This window comes from Pseudomonas sp. Pseusp21 (assembly GCF_059492145.1).
Genome location: NZ_CP168520.1, coordinates 3,236,848 through 3,251,785 on the forward strand (window position 1 = coordinate 3,236,848; position 14,938 = coordinate 3,251,785).

Annotated in this window: 12 protein-coding genes and 1 riboswitch; of the genes, 7 read left to right on the plus strand and 5 right to left on the minus strand. The window is 61.5% G+C overall.

The genetic code is table 11. The features are described 5' to 3' along the window. The first annotated feature begins 79 nt into the window (after positions 1-79). Together ACEN93_RS14735 and ACEN93_RS14740 are read left to right on the plus strand one after the other, a co-directional pair. The gene (locus ACEN93_RS14735) at positions 80-1,249 is read left to right on the plus strand and encodes an MFS transporter (RefSeq protein ID WP_007959692.1); all 1,170 of its coding nucleotides are present in this window, start codon (positions 80-82) and stop codon (positions 1,247-1,249) included. A 106-nt stretch (positions 1,250-1,355) separates the two neighbouring features. Continuing rightward, positions 1,356-2,621: a cation:proton antiporter gene (locus tag ACEN93_RS14740; RefSeq protein ID WP_490840611.1), complete on the plus strand. Its 1,266-nt coding sequence runs from the start codon at positions 1,356-1,358 to the stop codon at positions 2,619-2,621. On the opposite strand, the gene ACEN93_RS14745 is transcribed toward ACEN93_RS14740, so the two are convergent. Together ACEN93_RS14745 and ACEN93_RS14750 are read right to left on the minus strand one after the other, a co-directional pair. Beyond that, positions 2,622-3,527 carry a formate/nitrite transporter family protein gene (locus ACEN93_RS14745; protein ID WP_414882363.1) on the minus strand — a complete coding sequence of 302 codons (906 nt, stop codon included), beginning with the start codon at positions 3,525-3,527 and terminating at the stop codon, positions 2,622-2,624. It abuts the gene before it with no gap. A gap of 73 nt (positions 3,528-3,600) precedes the next feature. Next, complete coding sequence (locus ACEN93_RS14750) at positions 3,601-4,008, minus strand: acyl-CoA thioesterase (protein WP_134334142.1); 408 nt, start codon at positions 4,006-4,008, stop codon at positions 3,601-3,603. Between the two features lie 192 nt (positions 4,009-4,200). After that, positions 4,201-4,299: riboswitch (S-adenosyl-L-homocysteine riboswitch) on the plus strand. Positions 4,300-4,322: 23 nt separating this feature from the next. On the opposite strand from ACEN93_RS14750, the gene ahcY reads away from it, so the two are divergent. The 4 genes from ahcY to rhlE2 all read left to right on the plus strand — a co-directional run bounded on the left by ahcY (position 4,323) and on the right by rhlE2 (position 9,825). After that, positions 4,323-5,732, plus strand: a complete 1,410-nt coding sequence (ahcY, locus tag ACEN93_RS14755; RefSeq protein WP_039767963.1) for an adenosylhomocysteinase — start codon at positions 4,323-4,325, stop codon at positions 5,730-5,732. Between the two features lie 195 nt (positions 5,733-5,927). Continuing rightward, a complete protein-coding gene (metF, locus tag ACEN93_RS14760; RefSeq protein WP_007959683.1) occupies positions 5,928-6,773 on the plus strand; it encodes a methylenetetrahydrofolate reductase [NAD(P)H] in 846 nt (281 codons plus the stop codon). Positions 6,774-6,921: 148 nt separating this feature from the next. Further along, positions 6,922-7,734 (plus strand): substrate-binding periplasmic protein, encoded by an 813-nt coding sequence (locus ACEN93_RS14765; protein ID WP_039767962.1) that lies wholly within the window; start codon positions 6,922-6,924, stop codon positions 7,732-7,734. A gap of 222 nt (positions 7,735-7,956) precedes the next feature. Beyond that, the gene (rhlE2, locus tag ACEN93_RS14770; protein WP_495610205.1) at positions 7,957-9,825 is read left to right on the plus strand and encodes an RNA helicase RhlE2; all 1,869 of its coding nucleotides are present in this window, start codon (positions 7,957-7,959) and stop codon (positions 9,823-9,825) included. Between the two features lie 138 nt (positions 9,826-9,963). Here rhlE2 and ACEN93_RS14775 read toward each other — a convergent pair whose 3' ends face one another. The 3 genes from ACEN93_RS14775 to ACEN93_RS14785 all read right to left on the minus strand — a co-directional run bounded on the left by ACEN93_RS14775 (position 9,964) and on the right by ACEN93_RS14785 (position 13,197). Further along, positions 9,964-10,557, minus strand: a complete 594-nt coding sequence (locus tag ACEN93_RS14775; protein WP_039768113.1) for a YceI family protein — start codon at positions 10,555-10,557, stop codon at positions 9,964-9,966. A gap of 32 nt (positions 10,558-10,589) precedes the next feature. Next, positions 10,590-11,141 (minus strand): cytochrome b, encoded by a 552-nt coding sequence (locus tag ACEN93_RS14780; RefSeq protein WP_085646951.1) that lies wholly within the window; start codon positions 11,139-11,141, stop codon positions 10,590-10,592. Between the two features lie 277 nt (positions 11,142-11,418). Beyond that, complete coding sequence (locus ACEN93_RS14785; RefSeq protein ID WP_039767959.1) at positions 11,419-13,197, minus strand: flavin monoamine oxidase family protein; 1,779 nt, start codon at positions 13,195-13,197, stop codon at positions 11,419-11,421. Positions 13,198-13,420: 223 nt separating this feature from the next. On the opposite strand from ACEN93_RS14785, the gene ACEN93_RS14790 reads away from it, so the two are divergent. Beyond that, a complete protein-coding gene (locus ACEN93_RS14790; protein ID WP_495610206.1) occupies positions 13,421-14,827 on the plus strand; it encodes an adenosylmethionine--8-amino-7-oxononanoate transaminase in 1,407 nt (468 codons plus the stop codon). Positions 14,828-14,938: the final 111 nt, after the last annotated feature.

The following is a 14,938-nucleotide window of genomic DNA, read 5'->3' on the forward strand; positions in this document are numbered from 1 at the left end:
GCCCGTTCTCGCCCGAGACCGGTCGCCGGCCTGCGTATGCCTGATCAAAGCGTCAAGACTACCGACAGAGACCTTGCGCATGCCACTCGCCTTGCTTGCACTCGCTGTTGCCGCTTTCGGCATCGGCACCACTGAATTCGTCATCATGGGCCTGCTGCCCGATGTCGCCCGCGACCTCGCGGTGAGCATTCCCCACGCTGGCCTGTTGATCACCGGCTACGCCCTGGGCGTAGTGTTCGGTGCGCCGATCCTCGCGATCGGCACCGCCAACATGCCTCGCAAGGCCACGTTGCTGGGCATGACGCTGATGTTCATCCTCGGCAACGTGCTGTGCGCACTGGCACCGAACTACGCAACGCTGATGGCGGCGCGAGTGGTCACCGCGCTGTGCCACGGCGCGTTCTTCGGCATCGGTTCGGTGGTGGCCGCCGGGCTGGTCGCACCGAACAAGCGGGCGCAGGCGATTGCCATGATGTTCACCGGCCTGACCCTGGCCAACGTTCTCGGCGTACCGCTGGGCACGGCGCTCGGCCAGTACGCCGGCTGGCGCTCGACCTTCTGGGCGGTCTCGGTGATCGGTGTGATCGCCGCCCTCGCTCAATGGCTGTGGTTGCCGAAACACATCCCGATGGACAAGGCCAACCTCGCCAGCGAGTTCAAGGTGCTGGGCAAGGTCAACGTGTTGCTGGCACTGGGCATGAGCGTGCTGGCGTCCACCAGTCTGTTCAGCGTGTTCACCTACATCGCGCCGATTCTGCAGGACATCACCGGCGTCAGCCCCCACGGCGTGACGGTGATGCTGCTGTTGTTCGGTGTCGGCCTGACCGGCGGCAGCATGCTCGGCGGACGCCTGGCCGACAGCCGTCTGTTGCCGTCGCTGGTGGGTGTTGCGCTGGCGGTGGTGGTGATTCTGGCGGCGTTCAGCCAGACCAGTCGCTCGGTGGTTCCGGCGGCGATCACGCTGGTGCTGTGGGGAATTTTCGCCTTCGCCCTGTGCCCGATCCTGCAACTGCTGATCATCGATCAGGCTCACGAGGCACCGAACCTCGGTTCGACCCTGAACCAGAGCGCGTTCAACCTCGGCAATGCCGCCGGCGCTTGGATCGGCGGGCTGGTGGTGGCCAGCGGCGCGGACCTGGCGGACCTGCCGTGGACCGGCGCGCTGGTAGGCGTGCTGACCGTGCTGACGGCGCTGTTTTTCATCTACCTGCAACGTCGGGGTGTCGCTGCGGTCAATGTGTCCGGCTGATTTTCCCGGGGGACACAATTGTGTCCCCACCCGGCGTCAGCCCATCCAACCCTTGCGTCCATGAACGGGCGCGCTGTCTTTCCATCCCCCATCCAAAGGACCCCGGATGCTTGAACTCGTCGCCGCTTTCATCTGCCTCACCACCCTCCTCACTTTCGTGAATTTCCGCTTCATCGGCCTGCCCCCGACCATCGGCGTGATGGTTACCGCACTGATGTTTTCCCTGTTGCTGCAAGGCCTGAGCCTGCTCGGCTACCCCGGCCTCGAAGAGCGCGTACAGCAACTGATCGGCCAGATCGACTTCGGCGATCTGCTGATGAACTGGATGCTGTCGTTCCTGCTGTTCGCCGGCGCCTTGCACGTGAACCTGAACGACCTGCGCAGCTATCGCTGGCCGATCGGCCTGCTGGCGACCTTCGGCGTACTGATCGCTACCGCCGTGATCGGCAGCCTCGCCTATTACATTTTTGCCCTGTTCGGCTGGCACGTGAGCTTCCTCTACTGCCTGTTGTTCGGCGCGCTGATTTCCCCGACCGACCCGATCGCGGTACTCGGTGTGCTGCGTACGGCCAACGCCTCGAAGCCGCTGAAGACCACCATTGTCGGCGAATCGCTGTTCAACGACGGCACCGCCGTGGTGGTGTTCACCCTGCTGCTGGGCATCGCGCAACTGGGCGAAACCCCGACTGTCGGCGCCACGGCCATGCTGTTTGCCCATGAAGCCATCGGTGGCGTGCTGTTCGGCGGGCTGATCGGTTATCTGGTGTACCTGATGATCAAAAGCATTGAGCAGCATCAGATCGAAGTCATGCTGACCCTGGCCCTGGTGATCGGCGGTTCGGCGATGGCCACCGAGCTGCACGTGTCGGCGCCGATTGCGATGGTGGTCGCCGGTCTGATCATCGGCAACCTCGGTCGCAACCTGGCGATGAACGACATGACGCGCAAATACCTGGACGGTTTCTGGGAGTTGCTCGACGACATGCTCAACGCGTTGCTGTTCGCGCTGATCGGGATGGAGCTGTTGCTGCTGCCGTTCAACTGGCTGCACGTGGCGGCGGCAAGCCTGCTGGCGCTGGCGATTCTGCTGTCGCGGCTGCTCACCGTGGCCCCGGCCATCGTCTTGCTGCGGCGCTGGCGCACGGTGCCGCGCGGCACCATCCGGATCCTGACCTGGGGTGGTTTGCGCGGCGGTGTTTCGGTGGCACTGGCCCTGGCCCTGCCGCTGGGCCCGGAGCGCGATCTGCTGCTGAGCATCACTTACATCGTGGTGCTGTCGTCGATCCTGTTGCAGGGCCTGACCATCGGCAAACTGGTCAAGCACGCAACCCGCGACGAGCCGGTGACCGCTGCCGAGCCGGCGCACCACTGATCATTTTTTGATCTGCTGCGGATCGGGCTTTTCGGCCTGATCCGCAGATTCCTTCGGCGCATCCGTTTCTTTCGGCGCACCGCTTTCACTGCGGATCTGCGCATGACTGATCAGGGCAAAGATGAAACTGCCGCCGATGATGTTTCCCGCCAGGGTCGGCCCGGCAAACACCGCCCAGAAATCACTCCACGGCAACTCGCCGGCAAACACCAGATACGACACCTCCGCCGACCCCACCACGATGTGAGTGAAATCGCCCAGTGCCATCAGATAGGTGATGAGGATGATGATCCACATCTTCGCGCTTTCCATGGACGGGATCATCCAGACCATGGTGGCGATCATCCAGCCCGAGACGATACCCTTGGCGAACATCTGACTCGCATGGTTCTCCATGACCTTGCGGCCGATTTCGAGGAAGGCCTCGTCGGTCTTGCTGTCGAAGATCGGCAGTTCGAGCATCACGTACGCCACCAGAATCGTCCCGCACAGGTTGCCGAACAGCACCACGGTCCAGAGCCGGATCAGCCGGCCGAAATTTCGGATCGTCGGTTTGGTCATCACCGGCAGTACGGCAGTCAGGGTGTTTTCGGTGAACAGTTGCTGGCGGGCGAGGATCACCGCGAGAAAGCCTGCGCAGTAGCCGAAGCTGGCAATCACCTTGAATTCGTCGCCCTCGGGCAGACGCGAGTTGAGCAGGCCCATGCCCATCAGCGACAGGCCCATGGTCAGCCCGGCCGCCAGCGCCGACCACCACAGCGCGGCGATGCTGCGCTCCAGTTCCTGGTCGCCCTGTTTGCGGATGATTTCATGCAGGACCGCCGCCCGGGGCGGCTGGTTTTTCTCGACTTCGTGCTGTTCCTTGGCCGAGAGATCGGGGGTCTTGCCGTCTGTTGGTGTGGTCATGGCGGGAAACCGGTGGCGGGGTCATAAGGCTACGACACGCGCCGCTCGGCTTCCGTTCGCCGGTGTGACGCGATTACTCGGTAACGGGCACGTCATCCTTGAACTGGTCTTTGACGTACTTGATCTCGGTCCGCCCGTGCGGCGCCGGCAGGCCGTCTTCGCCGAGGTTGACGAAGACCATCTTCTCGACGGTCAGGATGCTCTTGCGAGTGATCTTGTTGCGCACTTCGCAGGTCAGGGTGATCGAGGTGCGGCCGAACTCGGTGGCGGTGATGCCCAGTTCGATGATGTCGCCCTGGCGCGAGGCGCTGACGAAGTTGATTTCGGAAATGTACTTGGTCACCACACGCTGGTTGCCCAGTTGAACGATGGCGTAGATCGCCGCTTCCTCGTCGATCCAGCGCAGCAGGCTGCCGCCGAACAGGGTGCCGTTGGGGTTGAGGTCTTCGGGTTTTACCCACTTGCGGGTGTGGAAATTCATGGGGGGGCGGCCTCCGAGTTGTTTGTGCAATAGGGTTACGCCACCAGCTTCAAGCTTCAAGCGACGAGCTGCAAGTTAAAAGCCGAGCCGCTGTTACTTGTCGCTTGCGGCTTGCCACTCGCAGCTCAAAGAAAGCTATAATCGCCCCCGTTTCAAAACGGTAACCTTCACTTGATACCGTTTTCCCGCCACCTGTCCGAGGGGCGCTGCAGCAGGTTCAACCTGTCAGGCTCGGATGGGGCGTTGACCGGCTCAGGCCGGACACTAAACGCACAACGGCGCCCATTCGCATACATTACGAATGGAGGCTCTTCATGAGCGCTGTTATCACGCCTGCCGATTTTAACGATTACAAAGTTGCCGACATGTCCCTGGCTGCCTGGGGCCGTCGCGAAACCATCATCGCCGAGTCGGAAATGCCGGCCCTGATGGGTCTGCGCCGCAAGTACGCTTCCGAGCAGCCTTTGAAAGGCGCAAAAATCCTCGGCTGCATCCACATGACCATTCAGACCGCCGTGCTGATCGAAACCCTGGTTGCCCTGGGTGCCGAAGTGCGCTGGTCGTCCTGCAACATTTTCTCGACTCAGGACCAGGCCGCCGCTTCCATCGCCGCTGCCGGCATCCCGGTTTTCGCCTGGAAAGGCGAGACTGAAGAAGAGTACGAGTGGTGCCTGGAGCAGACCATCCTGAAAGATGGCCAGCCATGGGACGCCAACATGATCCTCGACGACGGCGGCGACCTGACCGAGCTGTTGCACAAGAAATACCCACAGGTTCTGGACCGCGTCCACGGCGTGACCGAAGAAACCACCACCGGCGTGCACCGTCTGCTGGACATGCTGGCCAAGGGCGAGCTGAAAATCCCGGCCATCAACGTCAACGACTCGGTGACCAAGTCCAAGAACGACAACAAGTACGGCTGCCGTCACAGCCTGAACGATGCCATCAAGCGCGGTACCGACCACCTGCTGTCCGGCAAGCAAGCGCTGGTCATCGGCTACGGTGACGTGGGCAAGGGTTCGGCCCAGTCCCTGCGTCAGGAAGGCATGATCGTCAAGGTCTCCGAAGTCGACCCGATCTGCGCCATGCAAGCCTGCATGGACGGTTTCGAACTGGTTTCGCCGTTCATCGACGGTATCAACGACGGCACCGAAGCGAGCATCGACAAAGCGCTGCTGGGCAAGATCGACCTGATCGTGACCACCACCGGCAACGTCAACGTTTGCGATGCAAACATGCTCAAAGCCCTGAAGAAGCGCGCCGTTGTCTGCAACATCGGTCACTTCGACAACGAAATCGACACCGCTTTCATGCGCAAGAACTGGGCATGGGAAGAAGTGAAGCCACAGGTACACAAGATCCACCGTACCGGTGCTGGCTCGTTCGACCCACAGAACGACGACTACCTGATCCTGCTGGCCGAAGGCCGTCTGGTGAACCTGGGCAACGCAACCGGTCACCCGAGCCGCATCATGGACGGTTCGTTCGCCAACCAGGTGCTGGCACAGATCTTCCTGTTCGGCCAGAAGTACGCCGACCTGTCGCCAGCCCAGAAAGCCGAGCGCCTGACCGTTGAAGTACTGCCGAAGAAACTCGACGAAGAAGTGGCCCTGGAAATGGTTCGCGGCTTCGGCGGCGTGGTCACTCAACTGACCAAGCAACAGGCTGACTACATCGGCGTGACCGTAGAAGGCCCGTTCAAGCCGCACGCTTACCGCTACTAAGAGCATAAGAGCAGCTGCGAGCTTCAAGCTTCAAGCGGCAAGCAAGGTCAAAAGCCGGACTTGCCGTACGAAGCTTGAAAGCTCTGCCCCTATTTCAAAACAGTTTCAGGCAGCAGGTTTCACGCTCGATAGATCAGCGCACCACCGCTTCTCTCGCAGCTTGTAGCTTGCCGCTCGTAACTGGAGGCTTCCTCCATGTCCCAAGACCGTCGCTACAGCTTCGAGTTCTTCCCGACCAAGACCGATGCTGGGCATGAAAAACTGCTCGCCACTGCCCGTCAGCTGGCCACCTACAACCCCGACTTCTTTTCCTGCACCTACGGCGCTGGCGGTTCGACCCGTGACCGCACGCTGAACACCGTGTTGCAGCTGGAAAGCGAAGTCAAAATCCCCGCCGCCCCGCACCTGTCGTGCGTCGGCGACAGCAAGGACGACCTGCGCGGCCTGCTGAACGAGTACAAGGCCGCCGGCATCAAGCGCATCGTCGCCCTGCGCGGTGACCTGCCGTCCGGCATGGGCATGACCAGCGGCGAGCTGCGTCACGCCAATGAACTGGTTGAATTCATTCGTGAAGAAACCGGCAATCATTTCCACATCGAAGTCGCCGCCTATCCGGAAATGCATCCGCAAGCGCGCAACTACGAAGACGATCTCGCCAACTTCGTGCGCAAGGCCCGTGCCGGCGCCGACAGCGCGATCACCCAGTACTTCTTCAACGCCGACAGCTACTTCTACTTTGTCGACCGTTTGCAGGCGCTGGGCGTGGACATTCCGGTCGTGCCGGGGATCATGCCGATCACCAACTACAGCAAACTCGCGCGCTTCTCAGATGCCTGCGGCGCGGAAATCCCGCGCTGGATCCGCAAGCAGCTGGAAGCCTACGGCGATGACAGCCAAAGCATTCAGCGTTTTGGCGAACAGGTCGTTACGGAAATGTGCGAACGCCTGCTGCAAGGCGGCGCGCCTGGCCTGCACTTCTATTCCATGAACCAGGCCGAACCGAGCCTGGCGATCTGGAACAACCTGAAGCTGCCGCGCTAAAAAGACGTAACCGCAGAACCAGAAGATCGCAGCCACGACAGTGCCTACAGCGCTTTCGCCGCTGCGATCTTTTGCTTTTAAACGCCCGAAACAGAGCTTCTGCGGCCAGTTTCTGGCTCTTTGCCGTTTCTCGTCGTAATCTCAAGCCATGCCTTTGATCACGCAGTTATTCGCCGTGCTGGTTTTTGCTTGCCTGAGCTTTGCCGCTCGGGGCGAGAAGCTGCGTATCGTCACCGAACCGTGGGCGCCGTACGTCTATGAACAAGACGGCAAGAACCTCGGACTGGACTACGAAACCACCGCCATCGTGTTCAAGCGCCTGGGCATCGAAGTCGAATGGCAGTTCCTGCCGTGGAAACGCTGCCTGTCGATGCTCGAAACCGGCCAGGCCGACGGCGCGCTGGACATCTTCCATAGCGACGAACGCGACGCCACCCTGCTCTATCCGAGCGAACCGCTGTCGGACGTCGAGTTCGTGATGTTTTACGCCAACGACCGCCCGCACCCTTTTCGCAGCCTCGAAGACCTCAAGGGCCTGACCATCGGCACCTCACCGGGCTATCTGTACAGCCCCGACTTTCGCGAATCGACGCTGTTCACCCGCGAGCCGGCCCCGACCCACGAAGCCAATTTCGGCAAACTGGTGCGCGGGCGTATCGACCTGCTGATCACCGACCGCCGCGTGGGCCAGCATTTGCTCGATGAATTGGATATCCGCAACCAGATCACTGAAAACCCCACGGTCATCAGCCGCCAGAGCCAGTTTCTGGCCGTGCGACGCAATGCCGGAATGGATTTGCTGGTGCAGCGCTTCGGCGCCGAACTCAAGCGTTTCAAGCGCGAACCGGCCTATGCCGAGCTCAGCGCTCGCTACGGCGCGGCCCCCGCCCTGGCGGCACCGCTGGGCAACGCCACCGCCAGCGGCAAAACCGTTGAGCAGCAGGAAAGCGGCGCGCAGTGATTGCTCTGTTATACTCCGGCGTTCCCGCCAGGCTCACGCCCGGACGCCCGGAACCGTAACAGGCCTCCCGACCCGCTACAGCGCAGCTTTTCAGCCCGCGCGAGCGCTCCGGACGTGCCTTCGGAACCGCGGCAGGACCGGACGGGATTGCGTCCTCTTAAACGCCATTCGCGCCAGGCAAGACTCCCATTGGGCCAAGCCCTAACTGAAACAGGATTACTCATGTCCTTTGCTTCCCTCGGTCTCTCCGAGGCTTTGGTCCGCGCTATCGAAGATGCGGGCTATACCGAGCCTACTCCGGTGCAACAGCGGGCCATTCCCGCCGTGTTGCAAGGTCGCGACCTGATGGTTGCGGCTCAGACAGGTACTGGTAAAACCGGCGGTTTCGCCCTTCCGATCCTGGAGCGGCTGTTTCCCAACGGTCACCCGGACAAATCCCAGCGTCACGGCCCGCGCCAACCGCGCGTGCTCGTGCTGACCCCTACCCGCGAACTCGCGGCGCAGGTTCACGACAGTTTCAAGATCTACGCCCGCGACCTGAAATTCGTCAGCGCGTGCATCTTCGGCGGCGTCGGCATGAACCCGCAGGTTCAGGCCATGTCCCGTGGCGTTGACGTGCTGGTGGCGTGCCCCGGTCGTCTGCTCGACCTGTGCGGCCAGGGCAGCGTCGATCTGTCCCACGTCGAAATTCTCGTGCTCGACGAAGCCGACCGCATGCTCGACATGGGCTTCGTCCATGACGTGAAGAAAGTCCTCGCGCGTCTGCCGGCCAAGCGCCAGAACCTGCTGTTCTCGGCGACCTTCTCCAAAGACATCACCGATCTTGCCGGCAAACTGCTGCACAACCCGGAACGCATCGAAGTGACGCCGCCGAACACCACGGTCGAGCGCATCGAACAACGCGTGTTCCGTCTGCCGGCCAGCCACAAGCGTGCGCTGCTGGCCCACCTGATTACCGCCGGCGCGTGGGAACAGGTGCTGGTGTTCACCCGCACCAAGCACGGCGCCAACCGTCTGGCCGAGTACCTGGACAAACACGGCCTGCCGGCTGTGGCGATCCACGGCAACAAGAGCCAGAACGCCCGCACCAAAGCCCTGGCCGACTTCAAGGCCGGTGAAGTGCGCATCCTGGTTGCCACCGACATCGCCGCCCGTGGCCTGGACATCGACCAGTTGCCACACGTGGTCAACTTCGAACTGCCGAACGTCGATGAAGACTACGTGCACCGTATCGGCCGTACCGGCCGGGCCGGTCGTTCGGGCGAGGCGATCTCGCTGGTCGCACCGGACGAAGAAAAACTGCTGAAAAGCATCGAACGCATGACCAAGCAGAAAATCGCCGACGGCGACCTGATGGGCTTCGATGCCAGCACCATCGAGGCCGAGAAGCCGGAAGCCCGTGAACGTCCGGACATGCGCAACCCGCGCAATGCTCGTGGCCCACGCGGTGACGGTCCGAATGGCGGCGGCGGTGGCGGCGGTCGTAAAGACAAAAGCAAAGACAAGGGCAAGGAAAAACCGGCCGGTGAGCGTGGCGAGCGTCCAGCCCGTCAACAGAAGCCGCGTGAAGGCACTCCGGCCCGCGAACAGCGCCAGCCAAGCCAGCCGCCACGCGCCGCTGCTGACCGTGCTCCGGACGAATTCCTCGACGACGATATCGATAACTTCGGTAACCGCGTTGATTACGTGCCGAAGCAGGCTCCGGCCGGTGGTCGCAACCGTCGTCCAGGCGCTCCGGCGCAAGGCGCAGGTTCGGGCGCACCCCGCGGCGGTCAGCCACAAGGTCGCCAGAACGGCCCACGCAACAGCAACGGTTCGAGCACCGGCACCCCGCCAGGCAAACGCAGTGGCCCACGCAACGGTGCTCCGCGTGACGGTCAGGGTCGTCGCGATGAGAACCCGCGCAACCGCCGCCCGGCCCGTGACGATCAGCCACGCGCTGAACCGGCCGTGCAGAACCCGCGCAGCAGCGGGCCGAAGATCATGCACAAGGAATCGAAAGCCGACCGCTTCCCGACGCCTGAGCAGCTGGATCAACTGCCAAGCCGCCCACGCGGTGAAAAACCGGCCTTGCTGACCCGCAATCGCTGAGTTTTCCACTGCAATGAAAAATGCCCCGGCCTGAAAACCGGGGCATTTTTTGTGCGCCGCTGAAACGAAAGTGGCGGCAGGCAATAAAAAACGCCCCCGATCGCAAGACCGGGGGCGTTTTTGTATGGCCGGCGAAAATTACTTCGCTTTGACACCTTCGAACGAGATGTACAGGTCGACTTTGTCAGACTGTGGACCCAGGTCCATCATCTTGCCGAAATCAGAACGCTTGATGCTGGTAGTGCCTTCGAAGCCGGCACGGTAGCCGCCCCATGGATCCTTGCCTTCACCCAGGAAAGTGGCCTTGACCACGATCGGCTTGGTCACGCCGTGCAGGGTCAGGTCACCCGTCACGTCGGCAGTGTCTTTGCCATCGGCGTTCTTGCCGGTGGACTTGACGCTGGTGGAGACGAACTTGGCATCAGCGTATTTGCCCACGTCCAGGAAGTCTTTGCTGGAGATGTGCTTGTCACGCTCGGCGTGGTTGGTGAACACGCTGGCGGTCTTCACGTCGAACTCGATCTTGCTGTCTTCAGGCTTGGCAGCATCGAAGCTGAACTTGCCGCTGATGTCCTTGAAGGTACCGGTGATGTAGCTGTAGCCCAGGTGGCTGATCTTGAAGTCGACGAAGGCGTGCTGGCCTTCTTTGTCGACTACGTAGTCAGCGGCCATCACATTGGCGGACAGGACGGCAGAGCCGATTGCCAGAGCGGCCAGAGTCTTTTTCAACATGCTTTGTTTTCCTTTGGAGTCGAGGTTGAACATCAGGCTTTGCGTCCCAGCATTCGTGTCAGGGTCGCATCACGATCGATAAAGTGGTGCTTCAATGCTGCCAACGCATGAAGGCCGGAAAAAATTACCAGCGCCCATGCCAGGTACAGATGAATCACACCGGCGGTATCTGCCTGATCCGGTAGTCCGGAAACCAGTGCAGGAACTTCAAACAGGCCAAACACCGGAATCCCGACACCGTCTGCGGTGGAAATCAGGTAACCGGCAATCATCACGGCGAACAGCGCAAGGTAAAGAAACCCATGGCCGAACTTCGCACCGATGCGGGTCATGCGGCTGTAGCTCTGGAGCGTTGGCGGCGGTGGACTGACAAAGCGCCACAACACTCGCAACACCATTACACCCAGCAGCACCAGACCGATGCTCTTGTGCAGATCCGGCGCGTCTTTGCGCCAGGTGCTGTAGTAATCCAGCCCCACCATCCACAGACCGAGCGCGAACAGCCCGAAGACCGCCAGCGCCACACCCCAGTGCATGAAGATGCTGACCCAACCGTAGCGCGAAGAAGAGTTACGTAGCTGCATTGCCCAAATCCTGTGAGAACTGCGAACCAAGACTAGCGAGTTATCTATCGAATTAAAGCGGAAAATTTCGCTTTGAAATATCGAGAAATACGATCAAGAGTCTTGAACAGGGGAGTTAAGGAAAGATTAAAGACAAAAGTGTGACTGGAGGTTAGCTGAGAGGTCTTCAAATTTCAGTGCCCGCATTGATCCCATCGCGAGCCTGCTCGCGATGGCGATCTTTCAGGCAAAAAAAAGCGCGGCCTGAAAGCCGCGCTTTTTCATTCACCGCCAAGCCTTACTGCGCTTTGGTCTCGGTGCTTGCCGCCGGTTTGGCCGCTGGCTTCTTCGCCGGTTCAGCTTTTTTCGCCGCAGGTTTCGCTGCAGGTTTTTTCGCTTCGGTCTTGGCCGCCGGTTTCTTCGCTGCTGGTTTGGCTGCCGCTTTCTTCGCCGGCTCGGCTTTCACCGGGGCCGCTGGCTTCGGTGCTTCCACCGGGGCTGGCGCAGGGGCCGGAGCCGGTGCAGGCGCTGGGGCGGCTGGAGCAGGTGCCGGCTCTGGCGCTTTCACCGGTTCTGGCTTCTTGTCGTCGTCCGAACCGCCGAACAGGTTGGTGAAGAAGTTGCCTTTCTTCGCCGCTACTGCCGCGCCCGCACCCGCCGCTGCGGCGGTGGCCGCTGCCGGGCCGACCTTGGCCGGTTCGAAGGATTTGCCCGCCGCCAGGTCTTCAACCTGACTGGCTGCGCGCTGACCGGTGCGCAGTGCGCCTTCCAGCGTGCCAGGGTACAAGGTGTCGGTGTGTTCGCCGGCAAACGCTACGCGCTGCAGCGGACGCTCCCACAGGCGCCAGTATTTGCTGATCTGGCCAGGGCCGAAGGCCAGGTAGGAACCACCGGTCGATGGATCGGTGCTGTAGCGACGGATTTCATAACCGGTGAACGAGCCACGGGCCTGTGGATAAAACGTGTGCAGGCGAATCAGCACCTGATCGACCATCTGCTTGTCGCCGAAGGCCTGCATGACGCGGGCGTTATCGCCGGACAGGTTGATCACCACGTTGGCGCCGCCCTTCAGAGCCGGCTCGATCCACAACATGCCAAGGCCAGTGTTGCTGTAGATCTCGCCGGACATCCGCGCCTTGCTTTCCCATACCGGCGTCTTGAACTTCAGCATGATCTGGTCGCGCCAGCCGTAGTTGGTGCCTTTGATCGCGGCCAGGTGCTGGGCGTCCAGCGCCGGAGTCAGCTGGATCTTGTTGAGGGCGCGCAACGGCACCGCCAGCACAACGTAATCGGCCTGGTAGCCGACGCTGCCGACCTTGACGGTCACGCCGTCCTTGTCCTGGGTGATGGCAGATACTGGCGAGTTGGTCTTGATGGTTTTCAACTGTTTGACGAAGGCCTGGGCCAGCACCGGGCTGCCACCGACCAGACGCGAAGCGCGCAGGTCACGGTCGGACACGCCGCGATACACCCGGCTTTGCTGTGCGAAGTACAGCAGCGACAGGCGCGAAGGCTCGTCGTAGTGGGTGCGGATGTCCTGGTTGATCAGCTGACGTGCGGTGGCCGGCAGGTTCTGCTTGTCGAGCCAGCTCGAGACGTTGATCTGGTCCAGGGCGTGCAGGGTGTTGGTCGCGGCCGGGTTTTGCGGATCGTCGATCGAACGCGCCAGATCGTCACGGGTTTTCTCGTAGCGCTTGAGCGCTTCGGCCGTGGCGGGCTGTTTGGTGGTCAGGTCCGCGGCGGAGAAATACTCGCCGTCGATCAGGTAACCCGGAGTCCGTACGAATTCAGGCGCCGGCGTGGTGCTCAGCTTGAACGTCGAAACGTACTTGTTCAGCACCGGTTGAGTCTTGTCGTTGCCGATCCACTCGCTGGTGGCCATGCCCGAGCGACCGCCCAGGCTCGGCTTGGCTTCGAGCAGCGTGACCTGCCAGCCCTTGTTTTGCAGTTCGTAAGCCGCCGTCAGGCCCGACAGGCCGCCGCCGATCACGATCGCGGTTTTATCCTTGGCCAGCGCCGTAACGCTGAACAGCCCCAACACCACCAGCGCACAGGCGCGCAGCCAACCGACAGACATTCAGCGAACTCCGGAAATACACGTAGGAAAAAGCAGTTTTGCGGGTCAGACGACCCAAAGAACCGCGAAGAATACGTCAGCCATCAAAACGCCGCCAGCGACGTCTATCGGCCCATACAAAGTAGCTCAATCGACACAATGGGTTGTTCCGGCGCGATGCATTGCATAGGCTTGCGCGATTGTTTGCCCGCGCCTGACGCGAGCCGCCTCGAGGAGACTGAACATGGGCCTGAACAACCAGTGGATGCAACGCGATCTCGCGGTGCTGTGGCATCCCTGCACCCAGATGAAAGACCACGAACAGCTGCCGCTGATCCCGATCAAGCGCGGTGAAGGCGTCTGGCTCGAAGACTTCGAAGGCAAGCGTTATCTGGATGCGGTCAGCTCCTGGTGGGTCAACGTGTTCGGCCACGCCAACCCGCGCATCAACCAGCGCATCAAGGATCAGGTCGATCAACTGGAGCACGTGATTCTGGCCGGTTTCAGCCATCAGCCAGTGATCGAGCTGTCCGAGCGTCTGGTGAAGATGACGCCGGAAGGCCTGAACCGGGTGTTCTACGCCGATAACGGTTCGTCCTGCATCGAAGTCGCGCTGAAAATGAGCTTTCACTACTGGCTCAACCGCGGTCAGCCGAACAAGAAACGCTTCGTCACCCTGACCAACAGCTACCACGGCGAAACCATGGCGGCGATGGCGGTTGGTGACGTGCCGTTGTTCACCGAAACCTACAAAGCCCTGCTGATGGACACCATCAAGGTGCCGAGCCCGGATTGCTACCTGCGCCCGCAGGGCATGAGCTGGGAAGAGCATTCGCGCAACATGTTCGCGGCCATGGAACAGACGCTGGCGGAAAATCATGACAGCGTCGCTGCGGTGATCGTCGAGCCGCTGATCCAGGGCGCCGGCGGCATGCGCATGTATCACCCGGTGTACCTCAAGCTGCTGCGCGAGGCCTGCGACCGTTACGGCGTGCACCTGATCCATGACGAAATCGCCGTCGGCTTCGGCCGCACCGGGACGATGTTCGCCTGCGAACAGGCCGGCATCCGCCCGGACTTCCTGTGCCTGTCGAAAGCCCTGACCGGCGGTTATCTGCCGTTGGCCGCGTGCCTGACCACCGACGAGGTGTACAGCGCGTTCTACGACGATTACCCGACCCTGCGCGCCTTCCTGCATTCGCACAGCTACACCGGCAACCCGCTGGCGTGTGCGGCGGCGTTGGCGACCCTGGATATCTTCGAACAGGACAACGTGATCGAAAACAACCGGGCGCTGGCTCAACGCATGGCGTCGGCGACGGCGCATCTGGCGAATCATCCGAATGTTTCGGAAGTCCGGCAGACCGGCATGGTCCTGGCGATCGAGATGGTCAAGGACAAAGCCACGAAAGAGGCTTATCCGTGGCAGGAACGTCGCGGCCTGAAGGTGTTCCAGCATGCGCTGGAGCGTGGTGCGCTGCTGCGTCCGCTGGGCAGCGTGGTGTATTTCCTGCCGCCGTACGTGATCACCCCGGAGCAGATCGACTTCCTCGCCGAAGTCGCCAGCGAAGGCATCGACATTGCCACCCGTGACAACGTCAGTGTGGCGGTGCCGAAGGATTTCCATCCCGGGTTTCGTGATCCGGGCTGATCCAAACACTTAAGTTGACGGCTCGTTCCCATGCTCTGCGTGGGAACGCCTCACAGGACGCTCTGCGTCCGCTCTTGGGACGCAGAGCGTCCCGGGCTGCATTCCCACGCG